Raw genomic sequence first — 18560 nt, forward strand, 5'->3', positions numbered from 1 at the left:
TTTACTGCAAAACAATGATCAATATCATGTAACTAAAATAAAAAAGTAGATAAACGATGAAAAAGAGAGAAAATAGGAGCCTGAGACAGATAACTTTTCAATAGTTATCTGAAAATGAAAGCTGTGATGATTCACAGCTTTTTTTGCGTCTTTTCTCAGCTTTACAGTTGACAAGGACAGGCGTATTATTCATTGCAGGCAGTTGATGAATACGATTCAGCAACTGATATAAATGAAGTTTCCAATGTTTGTTGATCGCTGAGTTTTCGGTATTAACCGAAAAACGGGGGAACCAAATTGCGATTTCACAAAACGGTGTGAGAGCCGGAATGTGAATCGTTGGGGTGAATCTGCATACTGACTTAACCATGGTATAGTCAGACAATGCAGTAGGGCGACTCTCACCGCCCGAATCCGACAGCTAACCTCGTAAGCGTGGATTAGGAGAGAAGTGTGAAGCTTGTGCCGATCTGACACAGTGTAATACGACTCTGTGTTTTTTGATATGTTAACAATGTCACAACGCTTAATTTTCATATGCATATGAAAAGCGGGGGAACCAACCGTTGATGAAGATAACTGATACGAAGAGTCAGTTACTACACAACATGGGGTGAATTCCGGTATCTACCGGAACGGGCGATCTTCCAGCCCGAATCCGACAGCTAACTCCGTAAGCGTATAGGGGAGAACTCCTAACCAGCAACTCGGCAGGTACACGATAAGTGTGCGTGTTTGTAGAGGCCTGGGGAAAAGTTCTGCTTTTCTCCAGGCTTCTTTTTTTATGCCTTTTTTAGCAAATGATTACTTACAAAATGAATGCAGGGAGTCTTACACACATGATGGATATACTGATGATTGGTTTAATGGTGATCATGACTTTAGGGTTGAGCGGGTTGCTGCAATGGGCATCTGTAGCTATCGGAGAAAGAAGGAATGAGCGATGACTTGGCTGCTGTGGATTATTATTGGTGGATTAACAATCTATCTATGTTATGCATTGATTTATCCAGAAAAATTCTAATGGGTCAGGGGAGAACATCGTGAGTATCTTTTCATATATCGGAATTGCAGTCACTATTATCATCGCTATACTTATTGCTCGGCCAACCGGACATTATATTGCTTATGCTTTTGAAAATAAACCCAATCGCTTGGATCGTTGGTTTTATCCGATAGAGAAATGGATTTACAGGTTCGGCGGTATCAAAAATGAAAATCAAACATGGAAGCAGTATGCAGGAGCGGTTCTGATCAGTAATTCAGTGATCTTGCTGATTACGTACATGATCTTTCGTTTCCAACATATTTTACCAATGAATCCAGCAGGAATTACCAATATGAGTCCTGATCTGGCATTTAATACAGCGATTAGTTTTATTACAAATACCAATTTACAGCATTATAGCGGAGAAAGCGGATTGTCTTTATTCTCACAGATGACAGCGATCATCTTTATGATGTTTGTATCGCCGGCGACAGGGATTGCAGTCGCTATTGCATTTATTAGAGGGATCACAGGTAAGCCACTTGGCAATTTCTTTACAGATCTCGTACGAGCAATCACACGAATCTTGTTACCATTAGCATTTGTGATGGCAATTGTATTTGTAGGATTAGGTGTACCGCAGACATTGCATACTTTAATCACTGCGCAGACGTTACAAGGAACAGAGCAACAGATTGGTACCGGCCCTATAGGATCATTTCTAGCGATCAAAGAATTAGGTAACAATGGTGGCGGATATTTTGGAGCCAACTCTGCTCATCCTTTTGAAAATCCGGGCGGATTCAGTAATATGTTACAGATGTTAATGATGTTACTTGTGCCGATGTCACTTCCATTTACGTATGGTAAAATGGTCGGCAACTCCAAACAAGGTAGAGTATTATTTGTATCAATGGTGATGATGTTTGTCGTCATGCTTAGTGTATCTCTTGTCAGTGAATCTCAAGGGAACCCATTGATTAATCAATTAGGTATTCAACATCAGTCTGGATCGATGGAAGGGAAAGAAGTACGGTTAGGCGAAGCACAATCTTCATTCTACTCTGTCGTCACAACCGCTTCAGAGACAGGTGCTGTCAATAACATGCATGACACGTTAACACCTATTGGCGGATTGATTTCACTTGGGAATATGATGCTTAATACGGTATTTGGCGGTTCTGGTGTAGGGTTATTAAATATTCTAATGTATGCCATTATTGCTGTGTTCTTATCCGGTCTAATGGTTGGACGAACACCTGAATTTCTCGGTCGCAAAATTGAAGGTAAAGAAATGAAGCTGATTGCAGTCACCTTGCTGATTCAACCTTTATTGGTATTAGCGCCGACAGCAATAGCTGTGATGACACAATCCGATACGATTTCTAATCCGGGTTATCATGGATTAACACAAGCGCTGTATGAATTTACTTCATCAGCTGCGAATAACGGATCAGGATTTGAAGGATTAGGCGATAATACACCGTTTTGGAATATTATGACCGGTGTTGTGATGTTTATCAGTCGTTATTTCTCAATGGTAACGTTGTTAGCTGTTGCAGGGTCATTAATGGCGAAAAAACCTGTTCCAGAAACAAGCGGAACATTGCGTACAGATCAAGCATTGTTCGGCGGTATGTTTATTATTTCTGTTATTTTAGTCGGTGCGCTTACGTTTTTCCCGGCAGTTGTACTTGGGCCGATTGCAGAAATGCTAACGTTGTAAAAAGAAACAGATACACTCATCTCATGATGTAAGATGAGAAAAATAAATGATTGTTACACAATGAGTTATAGATAGAATTCGAATATATAGCATTTATACAGATAAGTGCTAAGTGGAGGAACAATGTAATGAAAAGTAAATCATCAATGATGAGCCGGGACTTGATCTCCAAAGCGTTACAACAATCTGTGATCAAATTAAATCCTAAACTGATGGCACGCAATCCAGTAATGTTTGTAGTTGAAGTCGGTTTAATTATCAGTTTATTACTCATTTTTGTACCGAATGCTTTTGGCGAATCGGTTTCAACAGGATTCAATATAGCAGTAGCCATTATTTTATTATTCACGATACTTTTTGCGAACTTTGCTGAAGCATTAGCAGAAGGTCGAGGCAAAGCACAAGCAGACTCGATGAAAAATACGCAAAAAGAAATTATTGCAAATCGAATCGAAGGTGAGCAAGTAGTAGCTGTATCGTCTACACAGCTTCGTAAAGGTGATGTTGTCAAAGTCGTACAGGGTGAAATGATTCCCGGAGATGGTGAAGTAATTAAAGGTCTTGCTTCCGTCGATGAATCTGCGATTACAGGTGAATCTGCTCCAGTTATTAAAGAAGCTGGTGGAGACTTTAGTTCTGTAACGGGTGGAACGATGGTAATTAGTGATGAGATCATTGTTCGTATTACAAGCGATCCAGGTGAATCATTTATGGATCGAATGATTAGTCTGGTCGAAGGAGCAGAACGTCAAAAGACACCTAATGAAATTGCGTTAAACACAGTATTGATAAGCTTAACAATCATCTTTTTGATGGTTGTAGTAACACTTCCTTTTATGGCAAGCTATTTAAATATTGTTCTTTCAGTTCCGGTATTGATTGCTTTGCTAGTCTGCTTGATCCCAACAACAATCGGTGGATTGTTGTCTGCTATCGGGATCGCCGGGATGGATCGGGTAACACGTTTTAATGTGTTGGCGATGTCTGGTAAAGCGGTTGAAGCTTCAGGTGATATCAATACGATTATTTTAGATAAAACAGGTACGATCACGTATGGTAACCGGATGGCTAGTGAGTTTGTACCTACAGAAGGTCATTCACCACAAGAAGTCGGCGAATGGGCAGCAGTTAGTTCTGCTTTTGACGAGACACCTGAAGGACGTTCTGTTTTAGAATTGATGAAAAAGCAAAATTGGGAATATTCTCAATCATTAAGTGAAGGTGCTGAAATTATAGAGTTTCGCGCCGAGACACGTATGAGTGGATTGGATCTGGCAGATGGACGTAAAGTGCGTAAAGGTGCTGTCGATGCGATAAAAAAATGGGTCAGTTCTCAAGGTGGAAATATTCCTAGTAATCTGCAAGCGAATAACGATGCTATTGCTTCTGCCGGAGGAACCCCGCTTGCTGTTGCTGTAGATCAGGAAATCTATGGATTGATTTACCTCAAAGATACGGTCAAAGCCGGGATGAAAGAACGGTTTGAACAAATGCGTAGTATGGGTATCAAAACGATTATGTGTACAGGTGATAATCCATTAACAGCAGCAACCATCGCCAAAGAAGCTGGAGTAGATGATTATATTGCTGAAAGTACACCGGAAGATAAAATAGCTGTTATTCGCCGCGAACAAGCAGAAGGTAAATTGGTTGCGATGACAGGAGATGGTACCAATGATGCTCCTGCACTTGCACAAGCGGATGTAGGGATTGCGATGAATAGTGGTACAGTAGCTGCCAAAGAAGCAGCCAATATGATCGATCTGGATTCTGACCCTTCCAAAATTATCGAAGTAGTCGCGATTGGTAAACAGCTATTGATGACACGGGGTAGCTTAACAACATTCAGTATCGCTAACGATATTGCTAAATATTTTGCAATCATTCCAGCGATGTTTATGGTAGCTATTCCGCAGATGCAAGTGCTGAATATTATGAATCTACATTCACCAATGTCTGCTATTTTATCTGCGCTGATCTTTAATGCAATTATTATTCCGATTCTGATTCCATTAGCGATGAAAGGTGTCGCTTATAAACCAATGAGCTCGACCAAATTATTACGTCGTAATTTGTTTATCTATGGATTCGGCGGTGTGGCGGTTCCGTTTGTCGGTATTAAATGTATTGATTTGATTATGCAGACTTTTTTATAAGCATGATTGTATACAGATGAAATGATGGCTTCTATCAATACCAATACGTTACTACTTAGAACCGAAGGGAAAGAACAGGTATGAAAACGGTATGGATCACTTTACGAACAAGCGTTATTTTATTTCTGCTCTGTTGTGTTGTCTATCAATTAGCAGTAACAGGAATTGCGCAAGCATTTATGTCCAAGCAAGCGGATGGCAGTCTTATTTATAATAGTAACAATCAAGTGGTGGGTTCAGCATTGGTCGGACAAGCATTTACTGAACCTCAATATTTTCAAGGACGGATATCAAGTATAGATTACAATGCAAATGGATCAGGATCGCCGAACTTTGCACCGTCTAATCCAGAATTACTGAAACGTCTCCAAGAATCTGTCAGCACATGGCAAAAGCAAAATCCAGATGTTCCGGTATCTTCATTACCTGTTGATCTGATTACCAATTCAGGGTCAGGACTAGATCCTGATATCAGCCCTGAATCAGCGACTGCTCAGATACCAAGAATCAGTAATCTAACTGGGGTGTCCACAGATCAGCTCCAAACATTAGTTCAACAAAATACGATGTCCAGACAGTTGGGGATATTCGGCGAACCTGCTGTTAATGTACTAAAACTGAATATGGCTCTTCAACAAGAGTTGTCTAAATCATGAGTACTTTTCGCCGCAAAACACCTGAAGAATTGTTACAAATGATCACCAAATTAAAGCAAGGACGTTTGAAGGTATATATCGGAGCCGTAAGTGGCTCCGGTAAAACGTACCATATGTTACGTGATGGTCAGATGCTTCGTCATGAAGGAATAGATGTTGTGATATGTGCAGTATCTACATTACAGCGTCCGGAAACGATGCAACAATTAGGCGATCTAGAACGCATTCCAAGTATTCATTGGATCAAAGAAGATAAGCAAGGACAGACATGGGAACAAAAAGATTTGAATCTGGAAAAAATTATTGAGCGCAATCCAGAAGTGGTATTAGTGGATCATCTGGCTCATATGAATCGACCTGAAGCAGAGCATCGGACACGGTGGGAAGATATTCGTTATTTATTAGAACATGGAATTAGTGTGATGGTTACCGTCAATGTCTATGAGCTGGAAGGTTCTGCTCAATTGGCACAACAGTATATAGGTCGTGAAGTCGAATGTACTGTACCGTCAGATACACTACATCAAGCAGACGAAGTTCGCTTAATCGATGTTACCCCAGAAGTCATTTTGCAACGGTATTCTGCTGGTCTTTTGGATAACAGCAGTGATCGTGCTTTTTTTGAACGTGGAAATCTAGCAGTACTGCGTGAATTGGCATTACGTACTGTTGCTGAAGGGGTCGGTGGAACACTGGAAAAGCATCGTGCAGAACAGGGACTGACCGGCCCGACAGGAACAGCAGAGCGTATTATGGTGTCTGTACAATATCACTGGAATGGATCGATTTATATTCGGCGTGGGCAACAGATTGCCCGTCGTTTGAGTGGAGATTTGTTAGTGGTTTCTTTTCAAAATAAAGCACGCAAACTCAATCGTGAAGAAGAGACATTCAAGCGTTCGATTCGTGAGTTATCTACGCAAGTCGGAGGGGTATTTGAAGAAGTTGCAATGATCTCCAAACGAAGACTGCCAAGACAGGTGGTTCGTTATGCCAAAGAGCATCAGGTTACACGCATTGTATTAGGACATTCACGTCAAAATCGCTGGCAAGAATGGATCAATCGCTCTGTTATTAATGGAGTCTTGTTAATGACACGTGATATTGATATTTTTTTGATGGCAGATCGTGCCGAGCAAGAAGGCGAACGTATTTTACCTGCTAAAACAACCAAATTACCTGCTATCAAAAAAGAAGATTCGTATCGCCGTTTACCTTCAGAAGAAATCGCCCGTCAAATCGATCATATTCGGCGCGGAACATTCAAAGTCTATGTAGGCGCTGCACCAGGGGTCGGCAAAACATATACTATGTTACGTGAAGGCAATGAATTACGTCGGCAAGGGATCGATGTAGTGATCGGATTACTTGAAACGCATGGACGGCAGGAGACCGCAGACCAAGCAGCATCTTTGCCTTTACTTTCCAGACAAATTATCAAATATGGTGATCATCATTTAGAAGAGTTAGATGTGGAGCAAATCATTGCACGCAATCCAGAAGTGGTGTTAGTGGATGAACTTGCTCATACGAATGTGCCAGGTAGTCGTAATAGCAAACGGTATGAAGATATTACAGAATTGCTAGCAGCAGGCATTTCCGTCATTTCTACTGTTAATATTCAACATCTAGAAAGTTTGAACGATGCTGTTGAACAAATCACAGGGATTCGTGTACGGGAGACGGTACCGGATTCGATTTTGCATTTGGCAGATGAAGTGGAGTTAATCGATGTAACACCACAGACGTTACGCCAGCGATTACAAGAAGGCAAAATCTATGCGTCATCCAAAGTCGAACAAGCACTGAGTAACTTTTTTAAAATGGGAAATCTGATTGCTTTGCGTGAATTGGCATTGCGAGAAGTAGCCGATGATGTAGATGAACGATTAGAATCGTGGGAACGCAAAGATTCATTACGTGGACCGTGGCAAAGAGAAGAAATTATTTTTGTAGGTGTCAAATTAGATCATGAAGCAGAGCGTCTTATTCGGCGAGGATTCCGTATTGCTTATCGGCTCAAAGCCAAATTGATTGTGTCGTATATTCATATCGGTAGCGAATTTTCGCTGGCAGGCGCTATAGCGGATAAAGCAGATAAATTACACCATTTAACAGTACGTCTAGGTGGAGAATTTGAGATTCAATATCAACCGCTACGTCAACGTCTAGCACAATCTATCGTAGAAGAAGCACAATCTCATCATGCAACACAGATGATTCTTGGACAGACAAGTACCCCACCTTGGAAAAGATGGGGCAGAGATTCATTATTAAAAAAAGTATTACGACATGCACGCAATATGGATATTCTGGTGGTAGCCGATCGAGAAAGTTAGTAGCAATCGATGCAGATATAACTAATTTGCAAATAGTTTATCTATTATATAATACTTGCTGTTACTCGATCTCAATATCACCAGACGAAGTATTTGCTTTGATCGTATAGGGGCTGTTAGTGCTATTCGGTGGAACTTCAACATCACCTGAATTGGTATGTGCTTCATAGGAACCTTCAAATTGATGATTGGTATGAATCTCAATATCACCCGATTGAGCAGAAGCTTCTACATTGCGTGCTCCTTTTTGCAGAGTGATCAATATATCACCAGATTGTGAATTGATATGCCCTTCGCCACCTAATTGTTGAATTTCAATATCGCCTGAGCTGGCTGTAGTCGTTACATCTCCATCTAAGCGTTGTGCATAAATTTCACCAGAACCTGATGACAGTTGCAAAGTAGAACCTTGCCAGTGTTCTAAGCGAATATCGCCAGAGGACGTACTTAATTGAGTTGTTCCTTTTAAATCATAAGCTTTCACATCACCTGAACTGGTCTGGAGTTGTATATTAGTAGCTTCTACATTTTTGAGTGTCGTATGAGCAGAAGATACGTCCATAGTAAATTGTTGTAATTGAGCCGGATCGGTTAAAGCCACAGTGATATGTTGAATAGCAGGTGTAATATCAAAGTGAAAAAAGTTAAATCCAGAAGTTACTTCTTCTAAAGAAAGTTGTAACGTATCATTCTGAATAGTAGTCTGTTGTAATTGTTTCAAAATCGGGCGATCCAGCTTACCTTCAAATTGAACGGTATCTTTACCATTTGTACTTGCTACAAAATCCACCTGAACATCATAAGCCGAGTTAATATGTAATGTTTTCAATTGACCTACAGGCAATTCCCACATCTGTTTATGTACGATTGAATCTGGTTTACCACCTAAACCTAGATTATTAGCGCTTAAGCCAATAATACCAGCGATAATACAGATAAGACCAATAACGACACGTTTTTTGGTTCTTGTTTTCATATTTGTTTCCTCCAGATTCTTTGTATTCTTTCCAGTGCGTATAATAATTGTTAGGGAAATGAATAACAATTATTTATAGTTAAACAATTACTTTCCATATTGATCCGATCATACAAATAGTACAGTACTCTTTATAGAACAGTCAAAGATTATACCTGTAAAAGATAAATATAACAAAAGAGCAGAAAAAAACTCCCTATCCGTAGAAGGGAGTTCATTTTCATGTATATGATTGTAGTTATAGTATTTAAAAATGTAACTTAGTACGTATTACGAACACCAACATTACTGAACATAGCGTCAGTCCATTGACCTTTTACTGCATAGTTGACAGAAGTAACAGTTGGAGTGTTTGTACGCATACCATTGTAGATATTTTGTACATCAGCTGTATTTAATTCAATATTTAATGAAGGAATCACTGTTATTGCTGTTTTTTCTTCAGTAGTTGTTTTAGCATTTGGTGTTGTTGTTGCTAATTTAGCTTCTGTTGCTTTGAGGATACCGTTGTTGCTGTATACCCAATCCGCAGAGTAACCTAAAGTTTGAAAATCAGCGATAGGAAGAATAAAGTCTACACTATCTTTGAATAATGAAATATCTTGGCTTGTACCTGTTAATGTAGGAGAAACAGTGAATACACCAAGTGCTAGATCAGGTTTGATCGTTGCAATATCTTCATTAACATTTTGTACATAAGCTGCTAATTGTTCTGCTTTCCAAGTATTCCAAGTATTTAATTTGTTACTATTGCTTTTGGTAAAATCAATCGTATCTGGATCAAATCCATTATCAGATTGGAAAGCATTACGAGTAGAATTGTTCATATCAACACGATCCGTATCAAAATCTAAACCGCTTAATACTACACCATCTACATTGTAATTAGTCACAACTTCTTTAATAATCGAACGTTCATAGGTTTGCACATCTGGCTCAAAAGGATTTACATAGTACGTACTTCCGTTATTACCAGTGTAAGCTGAAAATCTACCTTTATCATTGATCGTACGCATTTGCCAAGATGAGTTTTTATCAATAGCTGCTTTATCCTGGAACTGTGGTACAACAGCATTGACTTTGATGCCGTATTGGTGAGCTTCTTCAATCACATCAGCCAGTGCATCAAATTCAGTAAAACCAGTAGCTTCTTTAACTAATTCGCTGTTATAGAAAGCATAACCAGATGATCCATTAACATCACTATCTTGTTTGACAGTCATATTGATTACAGATACATGGTTACGTACTGCTTGTTTGATAAAAGTATCAACTGTTGCTGCATTTGTGAAGTTAGCTTCAGTTTGTACAGTAATTTCAGTTGTAAAAGGAGTCACAGGAGCGACAGCTTCTTCAGCACTAGCTGTAGATGCTTGCCAAGGGATAATTGTAAGAGCTAATAAAGCAGCAGATAAAGAATAAGTAAGTTTTTTCATAATAATTTAGATCCTCTCTGAAATACATGTGTATTTTTGCTGAAAGTAAGTTATTGTCAGTTATAAATAATGAATAGCTTCTCAATTCAATTATTTTCCTATACGCTCTTATCTTTCGTAACTATACCATTATAATATGAATAACCGATGAACGACACCATGAGAAGTCTATGTCAATTGTCGCATTTAGACGAAAAACAGACATAAAGGTGAAAAACATTCTTTGTTTTCCATGAGAATAATGAATTTTAGCCAAAATTGAAACAATTTGATTAGGTATACTATATAATACGTAACCTACAGGTAAAAAGTTTCACATTTTAATGATATTTTCAAAATAATTTTAAAAATGGTTACATTAGATTACAATAAGTTAGTTTGTACATATAAAAGAGAACATAAAGTACGCGCAAAAAAACCTTTATAAGTTGATCGAAGTCTATAAGCACTTCAATCCTTATAAAGGTTTTTGATAGTGAGACGATAGAACAACGCTTATTCTTGAATCTCGATCAGTTCCAAATGCACATTAACCGTATCTTCTTCTGTTGCAAGCTTAGGTACAGAAGTCGAATAGTTATGAATACTTCCTTTGAAATGAAGATCGTGAGAAGGCACTTTAACATCAAACGTCTGTCCGTATAAATGTGAAGTCACATCATGATACTCTTGATTACCCGTAATTACAAAATCAAAAGCGATCAGATGGTGGGTCTTATCTTGAATAGAATGACTCACTTGCTCATATCGAAACTGCGAAGCGTTCAATTGCAAAGTGTCTAAATAGACAGGAATCGTTTCTGTAGAACGAATAGTCATGGTGTACCAATTCCTTTCTAATTTTTAAAAATTAAGGTTTAATAGGATATTCTCCATTACAACAGATAATAAAGTTGAGTGCTAAAAAAGGTTGCATATTATTGTGAGGTTGATTGCCACCTGTATATTGTACCATAAGTGGATCCATAGGAACTGTAGAATTAGGTACACCGTACAGATTGATTTGTGTCTGAGAAGGACCTGCTTTTGGAGATTGCGACCAAAGAGCATTACTTGGAGAATTAGTATTGCCTGGAATAGCTTTGGCTTGTGGGATATGAATATGTGCAGGTATTTGCGGCGCTGTTAATGTGACTTTTTCTGTGCCTGCTGTGCTTGCAATAGGATGGGGAGTTAAGGCTGGATTAGTACCTGTACCTTGGTGCATAGGCACATTACCTTGTAGATTAGGTAATTTGAATGTATTCGAGCTTGTTCCTGCACCATAAGTAGTTCCGATAACACTAAAAAGTAGATTATAATTCATTACATTCAATTCTTGTCCTTGACAAAAAAGCCAGTCTTGGGGTGCAAAATTTCCAGCAAACATTCGAATTTCGCCTACAAATGGATCAGCCATAAGAGATACCTCCATTAATAATATAATGATTGCTTGTATTACACCTATAGATATGAAACGTTCTATACCTATTAAGGACGAGGTGGATAAAGGCCGGTAGTGGCAATACAGATGGTCAGTGCCAAATAAGGTTGCATATTGTTATGACCTGCACCTGTACCTGCATCACTAAGAGCATTAGGCGCTAATGTTACGGGTGTTGCACCTGTAGAAGGCTTGTAAGTATTTGGTGCTGGTGTTGACCAAGCATTATTTGTTGGTGTTTTGGAAGAGGCAGTTGCAGAAGATGCTTTTATATTATGATTATGTTGAGGCATTTCAGTAACAGTAAGTGGATGATTGGCTTCTCCAGCTTTTTGACCTAATGCATAGGTTGTTCCAGATGCAGCAACTCCTGTTCCAAGTGGAACTTGTCCCTGTAAATTAGGTAGAGCAAATGTCGTCCTTCCATCTCCGCCATATGTTTGTCCCAATAATGAAAATAGAGCAGCATTCTGATTGATAGGTAATATTTGTCCATTACAAGCTAGCCATCCTTTAGGAATAAAACCATAAGGAAATATTCGAAGTTCACCTACAAATGGTTCCATAGCATAATCCTCCTCAAATCGTGAATTAGGGTCTTGGTGGATATATTCCAACTAAACTGATAATGAATGAAATAGTGAGGGAAGGCATCATATTATTATGTGCTTGACCGCCAATGTTACTAGAAATGGCTGTTGAATCCATAGACGTTAAATCAGTTGTCGTGACATTAGAGTAGAGATTACTTGCTGTTGAAGCCCATGTATTATTAGCAGGTGTATTGACTGTAGCCGTATCGGATGTGGCTTTGACGAGGTGAGTATGTGCGGGTAATTCACTCGTTTGTAAAGTATTTGTTTCTGAACCTGATTTTTGCCCTAAAGTATAAGCAATACCCGAATTTGTCCCAATATGAATAGGTAGACGACCACGTAAATCAGGCACAGCAAAATTAGTCTGTCCATCTCCACCATAAGTAGTTCCTAATAATGAAAATAACGTTTGATACTCACTGATACTAAGTAATTGTCCATCACAAAAAGCCCAATCTTCAGGTGCATAATTGCCAGCAAACATTCTTATTTCTCCTACAAAAGCTTCACTCATTGTATTCACTCCTAGCATTTAGATTAGGAAGATAGAGTTGATTGAAAAGAGGACGGCATCCATTCCATAGATACATACACTTGATCGGATTGATACGTTTTGAATTCTAACCGTTCGTATAAACGTTGTGCGGGATTACCGATAGCTACTTGTAAACGAAGAGGAATTTTTTGTTGTTGTGCTTCTAGTTGTAATTGTTTGAAAAGAAGTGTGCCTATACCTAGATTGCGGAAGTTTGAGGAGATAAGAATATCAATAATGTGTATTTCTTGAGGTGTGTAATCGATCATACAAGAACCTACAGCTTGTTCTTCATAACAGATAACAAATGTGTTCAGGTTAGGAAAGCTATGAAGATAACTTTGATTTTTGGAATTCCACTGCATAGTAATAATACTGTTTTTAAAATGAGAATCTACATTTTCTAAGCCTAATTCTGCTGTTTTCTGTGCTTCAAATAATTCAAACAAAAAGCTCGCATCCTGCTCAGTTGCGGCTTTTAAAAGCATACGTTGATCGCTCCTTTCTCAAATATATCCTCATTCTAATCAATATTTCAATAATATTCCACTAAATACAAAATATATTTATTGTTTTCGATGAAAAACTATTCTTTTTTTCTCAGAAATAAACTATGTTATATGTAATATTATTTATTTTATTCTATTTATACCATTAGTCCTTAAAATTTACAGATAGAAGGGGGTAAAACTTTGATAAAATCTATTTATTTTAACAGGTATAAAAGATTTGTCTGTATAATGTTATCCTTCATTTTAGTACTAACCTCTACAGGATGGTCAGGTCATAATGTAGCTTCTGCTGCTACGACATGGACAACAGCAACATCTAATACAACTCAACCGATTTATAAAGTAGCCTATGGAAATGGAATGTGGGTAGGTGCGGCTGAAGGTGGTAAAGTGGTAACTTCTACTGACGGATCTACCTGGGCAGAACGGACAGTAGATACTGCTACAACCCCATATGCTCAATCTTTCTTAAATGTTACGTACGGAGGAGGAAAATGGGTAGTTGTTGGGAATGAAGGTCATGTTTTCACTTCAAGTGACGGGATAAATTGGACAAACAACAGTATTAATACAGCTAATAATTTGAGCGCAGTCGTATATGCTAATTCAACATATGTTATTGGTGCTAATAGCGGGAATATTTATTATTCTTCGGACGCTGTCACATGGACGAATACCAAGCCTGCTTCAGATGATTTTTTAGGAGTAGCTTATGGTAATAGCATTTTTGTAGCAGTAGGTGCTAATGGAATAGCGTATAGTTCACCAGATGGTACGACTTGGACAAATAGAGGACCTATTGCAGGAAGTAGCTCTGTATATTCTGTCAGATTTTTAAACGGTACTTTTTACGCAACATCAGATGGAAAAATAGTAACTTCTACGAACGGTACAAGTTGGAATACTCCTCAAACGATTTCTGGAGCATCTGGAACTGTTTTATATGATATTACTTATAGTACTGGTAAATACGTAATTGTTGGAGACCTAGATGGGAATTTTACCAACGGAGTTATTTTGACTTCAACTGATGCTACATCATGGACTACGGAAACGCCAAATTCAACGCCCGTTTTGTATGGAGTTGCATCAACTAGCAATCAATTTACAGCAGTAGGTGATTCGGGAGCTATTAGAACACAGTCTATTGCAGCTGCAAGTACGAATGCGAATCTAAGCGCATTGTCATTAAGTGCAGGAACACTATCCCCAGCATTCGCCTCAGGAACAACCAATTACACCGCTAGTGTGGGTAATGCAACAACAAGTCTTACCGTAACTCCAACAGTAGCAGATGGTACGGCAAGTGTGAAAGTTAACGGAGTCACCGTAACCAGTGGAAATGCGTCGGGAGCGATTGCGCTGGCTGTAGGATCTAATACCATCACTACTGTAGTTACTGCTCAGGATGGAACAACGACTAAAACGTATACCATTACTGTTACTCGAGCAGGCAGCAGTAATGCAGATCTAAGCGCATTGTCATTAAGTGCAGGAACACTGTCTCCTGCTTTTGCTTCAGGAACAACCAATTACACCGCTAGTGTGGGTAATGCAACAACAAGTCTTACCGTAACTCCAACAGTAGCAGATAGTACGGCAAGTGTGAAAGTTAATGGAGTCACCGTAACCAGTGGAAATGCGTCGGGAGCGATTCCACTAAACGTAGGATCTAATACCATCACAACAGTTGTAACAGCGCAAAACAATACAACTAAAACATACACAATTACTGTTACTCGATCAGCAAGTAGTAATGCAAATTTGAGTGGATTGTCATTAAGTGCAGGAACACTATCTCCAACATTCGCCTCAGGAACAACGAGTTATACAGCAAGTGTGGGTAATGCAACAACAAGTCTTACGGTAACTCCAACAATAGCAGATAGCACAGCAAGTGTGACAGTTAATGGAGTTGCAGTAACTAGTGGAAATGCGTCGGGAGCAATTGCACTGGCTGTAGGATCTAATACCATTACTACTGTAGTTACTGCTCAGGATGGGACAACAACTAGAACGTATACTATTACTGTTACTCGAGCAGGCAGCAGTAATGCAGATCTAAGCGCATTGTCATTAAGTGCAGGAACACTGTCTCCAACATTTGCCTCAGGAACAACGAGTTACACAGCAAGTGTCTCTAATGCAACAACAAGTCTTACCGTAACTCCAACGGTAGCAGATAGCACAGCAAGTGTGACAGTTAATGGAGTTGCAGTAACTAGTGGCAATGCGTCGGGAGCAATTGCGCTGGCTGTAGGATCTAATACCATTACTACTGTAGTTACTGCTCAGGATGGAACAACTCGCACATATACACTTACAGTCACTAGAAAAGCTGCAACGAATAATGCTAATCTAGCGAATATCTTAATTAGTGCAGGAACACTTTCTCCAGCATTTGATACTACTATTACTGCGTATAATGCTTCTGTTACTGCAACAACAAGTAGTATAGATATCACGCCAACGACACAAGACATCAATGCTACAGTAAAAATCAATGGAAATAATGTTTCGAGTGGAAATACATCGTCAGTAAATCTTGCTGTGGGAGTGAATACAGTAGCGATTGAAGTGACTGCACAAGACGGTTCGATCAAAACTTATAGGATCGATATTCAACGTCCACAAAATGCTAACTTGAGCAATTTAACGATTAGTGAAGGAACATTAAACCCTGTATTTAATACAAATACAAAATCATATACCGCCACAGTCAATTATTCATCTTCGACGATACAAGTGACACCAACAGCTATCTCTACACCTCAAGCAATCACTGTAGCAGGTATAGAAGCAACTAGCGCAAGTCCAACTACTGTTGCATTAGCTGTAGGAAGCAATACGGTTCCTATAGTTATTACAATGGGAGATGGATCAACTCAAACGTATACAATTACAATTACACGTAACAATATTAGTGATGATGATGCTGTTGATGAAGCGTACAATGCTTTGGTGATTGGTTATGCAGCAGGAGATAGTGCTAGTTCAGTGACTCAAAATCTGACTCTGGCTTTAACAGGAACGAATGGAACGATCATCAATTGGAATAGTAGCAATCCAAGTATTATACAAAACAACGGAACAGTAACACGTCCATCTTATCCTAATCCAGATACTACTATTACTCTAAATGCTGTGATTCAGAAAAATACAGCTTTGTCGATTAAAACGTTTACTGTAGTCGTCAAAGCACTTCCTATTACTGATGCACAAGCAGTTGCAGCAGATATACAAACACTACAAGTGCAGTATGCCAGTGGAGATAACGCAAATTCAGTAACCCAAAATGTTGGACTTGCTCAAGCAGGAAGCAACAATACGGTGATTACTTGGGAATCAAGCAATCCACAACGAGTGAGTTCAGCAGGTACAGTGACACGTAGCACATATAGTGAAGGCGATCAGACTATTCGCTTAACTGCTCAAGTAACACGTGGAATCGTTACAGATACCAAAACGTTTGATCTGATCATCAAAGCCAAATCTGCTTCAAGCGGAAGCAATCTCAAAGGGCTCACTGTCAATGGACTTGTATTGAGTCCAGCATTTAATCCAGAGATCAATAATTATAATATGAGTGTAAATAACTCTACGAGCACAGTGACAGTAACAGCATCGGTGTATGATCCAGAGGCAACGATAACTGTAAATGGTAAAGCACTTGCAGATGCTGGGACATCGGATCCAATCGCTTTGTCTGTAGGAGATAATGTCATTACCATTATCGTCACTGCTCAAAATGGTGCTACACAAACGTATACAATTACAATCAAACGTGATAAAAAATCTGACTCTGGTTCAGGTGGCGGTGGATCAGGCAATAATGATGATCCTAGTACCCCGGGTACAACGCCAGGCACGACAGAGCCGACTACACCAAGTACACCTGCAACAGACGGGTTTGAGATTATCGTCAATGGACGACAAATCGAACAAATTGCTACAGGTGTATTGGAACAACAAAATGGTCAAGCTGTTTTTACAGCAACAGTGGATACAGACAAATTAGGTAATCTATTGGCAAATGAAGGCAATGCTCCACAGGTTATTATTCCAGTCAAAGCAAGTGCAGACAAAGTGAATACAGTACTAACCGGAGAAGCTGTACAGATTCTTGCAGGTGCACAAGCAACGTTACGAATTGAGACCGTTCTAGGTAATTACACATTACCTTCAACTCAATTACGTATTCAACAATTAGCAGGAGAGCTAGGCAATAATGCTTCTTCAGCACAGTTGCAAGTGAATGTCACAATTACGCGTAGTACCGATGCTATCCTAACAGCGTTGAATAATCGTGCAAGTCGGGATGGATTCACAGTGGCGATGGCTCCAGTAGATTTCAATATCACAGCTTCTTACAATAATCAGGTTTCAACTGTCAATGAATTTACCACTTATGTCAAACGCGAATTACCAATTCCAGCCGATTATGATCCGAATCGAATTACAACCGCAGTTGTTGTAGATGCACAAGGAAATATACACCATGTGCCTACTGCTGTCGCTCAACAAGGTAATGCTTATTATGCAGTTGTAAACAGCTTGACCAATAGTAATTACGGTCTGATCTGGAATCCGAAAGAATTCCCTGACGTAGCTAATCACTGGTCGAAATCAGCTGTAAACGATATGGCTTCACGTTTGGTCGTGAACGGAGTCGATTCAACACACTTTAATCCAAATAGTAATGTGAACAGAGCAGAATTTGCAGCTATTCTAGTACGTGCTCTGGGTCTGTCCGACACAGGTACATCTTCCAAATTCTCAGATGTATCGACATCCGATTGGTATATGGGAGCTGTAACGGTAGCCAATAAATACAATTTGATCGATGGATATGAAAATGGTACATTCCGTCCTAATCAAACGATTTCTCGTCAGGAAGCGTTTGTGATTCTGAATCGTGCAATAGCGATCGTCAAATTGCAACAAGCGACAGGCAGTACTACTACATTGAGCAGTTATTCTGATCAACGTAAAGTGGCTACCTGGGCGCAGACTGCAACACAAGCAGTCTTGTCATCTGGCGTCGTTCAAGGTAATGGAAAATTGCTGAATCCAACTGGTCAAATGAGTAGAGCAGAGACAGCTACAGTGATGCAACGCCTACTGAAATTAGCCAAATTGATCTAAATAGTATAGGCAATCAGGAAGTAAATGCACTACCATAGATACCAAAAAGAATCCTTTAGGCGATATGCCAAA

The 18560-nt window shown here is 39.3% G+C and carries 13 protein-coding genes and 2 riboswitches; of the genes, 6 read left to right on the forward strand and 7 right to left on the reverse strand.

Going from position 1 to position 18560, the window contains the following annotated elements; translation table 11 throughout:
- Positions 1-246: 246 nt before the first annotated feature.
- Positions 247-451: riboswitch (cyclic di-AMP (ydaO/yuaA leader) on the forward strand.
- A gap of 62 nt (positions 452-513) precedes the next feature.
- A riboswitch (cyclic di-AMP (ydaO/yuaA leader) is annotated at positions 514-695 on the forward strand.
- Between the two features lie 248 nt (positions 696-943).
- From kdpF to PQ456_RS10280, 5 genes are all read left to right on the forward strand, one after another.
- The gene (kdpF, locus tag PQ456_RS22960; RefSeq protein ID WP_083243537.1) at positions 944-1024 is read left to right on the forward strand and encodes a K(+)-transporting ATPase subunit F; all 81 of its coding nucleotides are present in this window, start codon (positions 944-946) and stop codon (positions 1022-1024) included.
- Between the two features lie 19 nt (positions 1025-1043).
- Complete coding sequence (kdpA, locus tag PQ456_RS10265) at positions 1044-2714, forward strand: potassium-transporting ATPase subunit KdpA (RefSeq protein ID WP_273616033.1); 1671 nt, start codon at positions 1044-1046, stop codon at positions 2712-2714.
- A 128-nt stretch (positions 2715-2842) separates the two neighbouring features.
- Positions 2843-4870 carry a potassium-transporting ATPase subunit KdpB gene (gene kdpB / locus PQ456_RS10270; protein WP_273616034.1) on the forward strand — a complete coding sequence of 676 codons (2028 nt, stop codon included), beginning with the start codon at positions 2843-2845 and terminating at the stop codon, positions 4868-4870.
- An 80-nt stretch (positions 4871-4950) separates the two neighbouring features.
- Positions 4951-5526, forward strand: coding sequence for a potassium-transporting ATPase subunit KdpC (gene kdpC / locus PQ456_RS10275; protein WP_273616035.1), 576 nt, complete (start codon positions 4951-4953; stop codon positions 5524-5526).
- The gene (locus PQ456_RS10280) at positions 5523-7865 is read left to right on the forward strand and encodes a histidine kinase (RefSeq protein WP_273616036.1); all 2343 of its coding nucleotides are present in this window, start codon (positions 5523-5525) and stop codon (positions 7863-7865) included. The genes kdpC and PQ456_RS10280 overlap by 4 nt, the downstream gene beginning before the upstream one ends.
- Positions 7866-7926: 61 nt before the next feature.
- On the opposite strand, the gene PQ456_RS10285 is transcribed toward PQ456_RS10280, so the two are convergent.
- The 7 genes from PQ456_RS10285 to PQ456_RS10315 all read right to left on the reverse strand — a co-directional run bounded on the left by PQ456_RS10285 (position 7927) and on the right by PQ456_RS10315 (position 13319).
- Complete coding sequence (locus PQ456_RS10285; RefSeq protein WP_273616037.1) at positions 7927-8841, reverse strand: DUF4097 family beta strand repeat-containing protein; 915 nt, start codon at positions 8839-8841, stop codon at positions 7927-7929.
- 260 nt (positions 8842-9101) lie between these two features.
- Positions 9102-10277, reverse strand: coding sequence for a family 10 glycosylhydrolase (locus PQ456_RS10290; protein WP_273616038.1), 1176 nt, complete (start codon positions 10275-10277; stop codon positions 9102-9104).
- 495 nt (positions 10278-10772) lie between these two features.
- Positions 10773-11096: a DUF3219 family protein gene (locus tag PQ456_RS10295; protein ID WP_273616039.1), complete on the reverse strand. Its 324-nt coding sequence runs from the start codon at positions 11094-11096 to the stop codon at positions 10773-10775.
- Between the two features lie 31 nt (positions 11097-11127).
- On the reverse strand, positions 11128-11676 hold the full coding sequence (locus tag PQ456_RS10300) for a phage tail protein (protein ID WP_273616040.1): 549 nt from the start codon (positions 11674-11676) through the stop codon (positions 11128-11130).
- A gap of 71 nt (positions 11677-11747) precedes the next feature.
- Positions 11748-12266: a phage tail protein gene (locus PQ456_RS10305; protein WP_273616041.1), complete on the reverse strand. Its 519-nt coding sequence runs from the start codon at positions 12264-12266 to the stop codon at positions 11748-11750.
- Positions 12267-12291: 25 nt separating this feature from the next.
- Positions 12292-12810: a phage tail protein gene (locus PQ456_RS10310; protein WP_273616042.1), complete on the reverse strand. Its 519-nt coding sequence runs from the start codon at positions 12808-12810 to the stop codon at positions 12292-12294.
- Positions 12811-12833: 23 nt separating this feature from the next.
- Positions 12834-13319 carry a GNAT family N-acetyltransferase gene (locus tag PQ456_RS10315; RefSeq protein WP_273616043.1) on the reverse strand — a complete coding sequence of 162 codons (486 nt, stop codon included), beginning with the start codon at positions 13317-13319 and terminating at the stop codon, positions 12834-12836.
- Positions 13320-13571: 252 nt separating this feature from the next.
- Here PQ456_RS10315 and PQ456_RS10320 point away from each other — a divergent pair, with 252 nt between their 5' ends.
- Positions 13572-18488: a beta strand repeat-containing protein gene (locus PQ456_RS10320; RefSeq protein WP_273616044.1), complete on the forward strand. Its 4917-nt coding sequence runs from the start codon at positions 13572-13574 to the stop codon at positions 18486-18488.
- Positions 18489-18560 lie beyond the last annotated feature (72 nt).

This window comes from Paenibacillus kyungheensis, assembly GCF_028606985.1.
Taxonomy (GTDB): domain Bacteria; phylum Bacillota; class Bacilli; order Paenibacillales; family Paenibacillaceae; genus Saccharibacillus; species Saccharibacillus kyungheensis.

Excerpts from the sequence above, each read along its gene's own strand:
- kdpF (WP_083243537.1), top strand. The coding sequence starts at position 944 with ATGACTTGGCTGCTGTGGATTATTATTGGTGGATTAACAATCTATCTA.
- kdpB (WP_273616034.1), top strand. The coding sequence starts at position 2,843 with ATGAAAAGTAAATCATCAATGATGAGCCGGGACTTGATCTCCAAAGCG.
- kdpC (WP_273616035.1), top strand. The coding sequence starts at position 4,951 with ATGAAAACGGTATGGATCACTTTACGAACAAGCGTTATTTTATTTCTG.
- PQ456_RS10280 (WP_273616036.1), top strand. The coding sequence starts at position 5,523 with ATGAGTACTTTTCGCCGCAAAACACCTGAAGAATTGTTACAAATGATC.
- PQ456_RS10285 (WP_273616037.1), bottom strand. The coding sequence starts at position 8,841 with ATGAAAACAAGAACCAAAAAACGTGTCGTTATTGGTCTTATCTGTATT.
- PQ456_RS10290 (WP_273616038.1), bottom strand. The coding sequence starts at position 10,277 with ATGAAAAAACTTACTTATTCTTTATCTGCTGCTTTATTAGCTCTTACA.
- PQ456_RS10295 (WP_273616039.1), bottom strand. The coding sequence starts at position 11,096 with ATGACTATTCGTTCTACAGAAACGATTCCTGTCTATTTAGACACTTTG.
- PQ456_RS10300 (WP_273616040.1), bottom strand. The coding sequence starts at position 11,676 with ATGGCTGATCCATTTGTAGGCGAAATTCGAATGTTTGCTGGAAATTTT.
- PQ456_RS10305 (WP_273616041.1), bottom strand. The coding sequence starts at position 12,266 with ATGGAACCATTTGTAGGTGAACTTCGAATATTTCCTTATGGTTTTATT.
- PQ456_RS10310 (WP_273616042.1), bottom strand. The coding sequence starts at position 12,810 with ATGAGTGAAGCTTTTGTAGGAGAAATAAGAATGTTTGCTGGCAATTAT.
- PQ456_RS10315 (WP_273616043.1), bottom strand. The coding sequence starts at position 13,319 with ATGCTTTTAAAAGCCGCAACTGAGCAGGATGCGAGCTTTTTGTTTGAA.
- PQ456_RS10320 (WP_273616044.1), top strand. The coding sequence starts at position 13,572 with ATGTTATCCTTCATTTTAGTACTAACCTCTACAGGATGGTCAGGTCAT.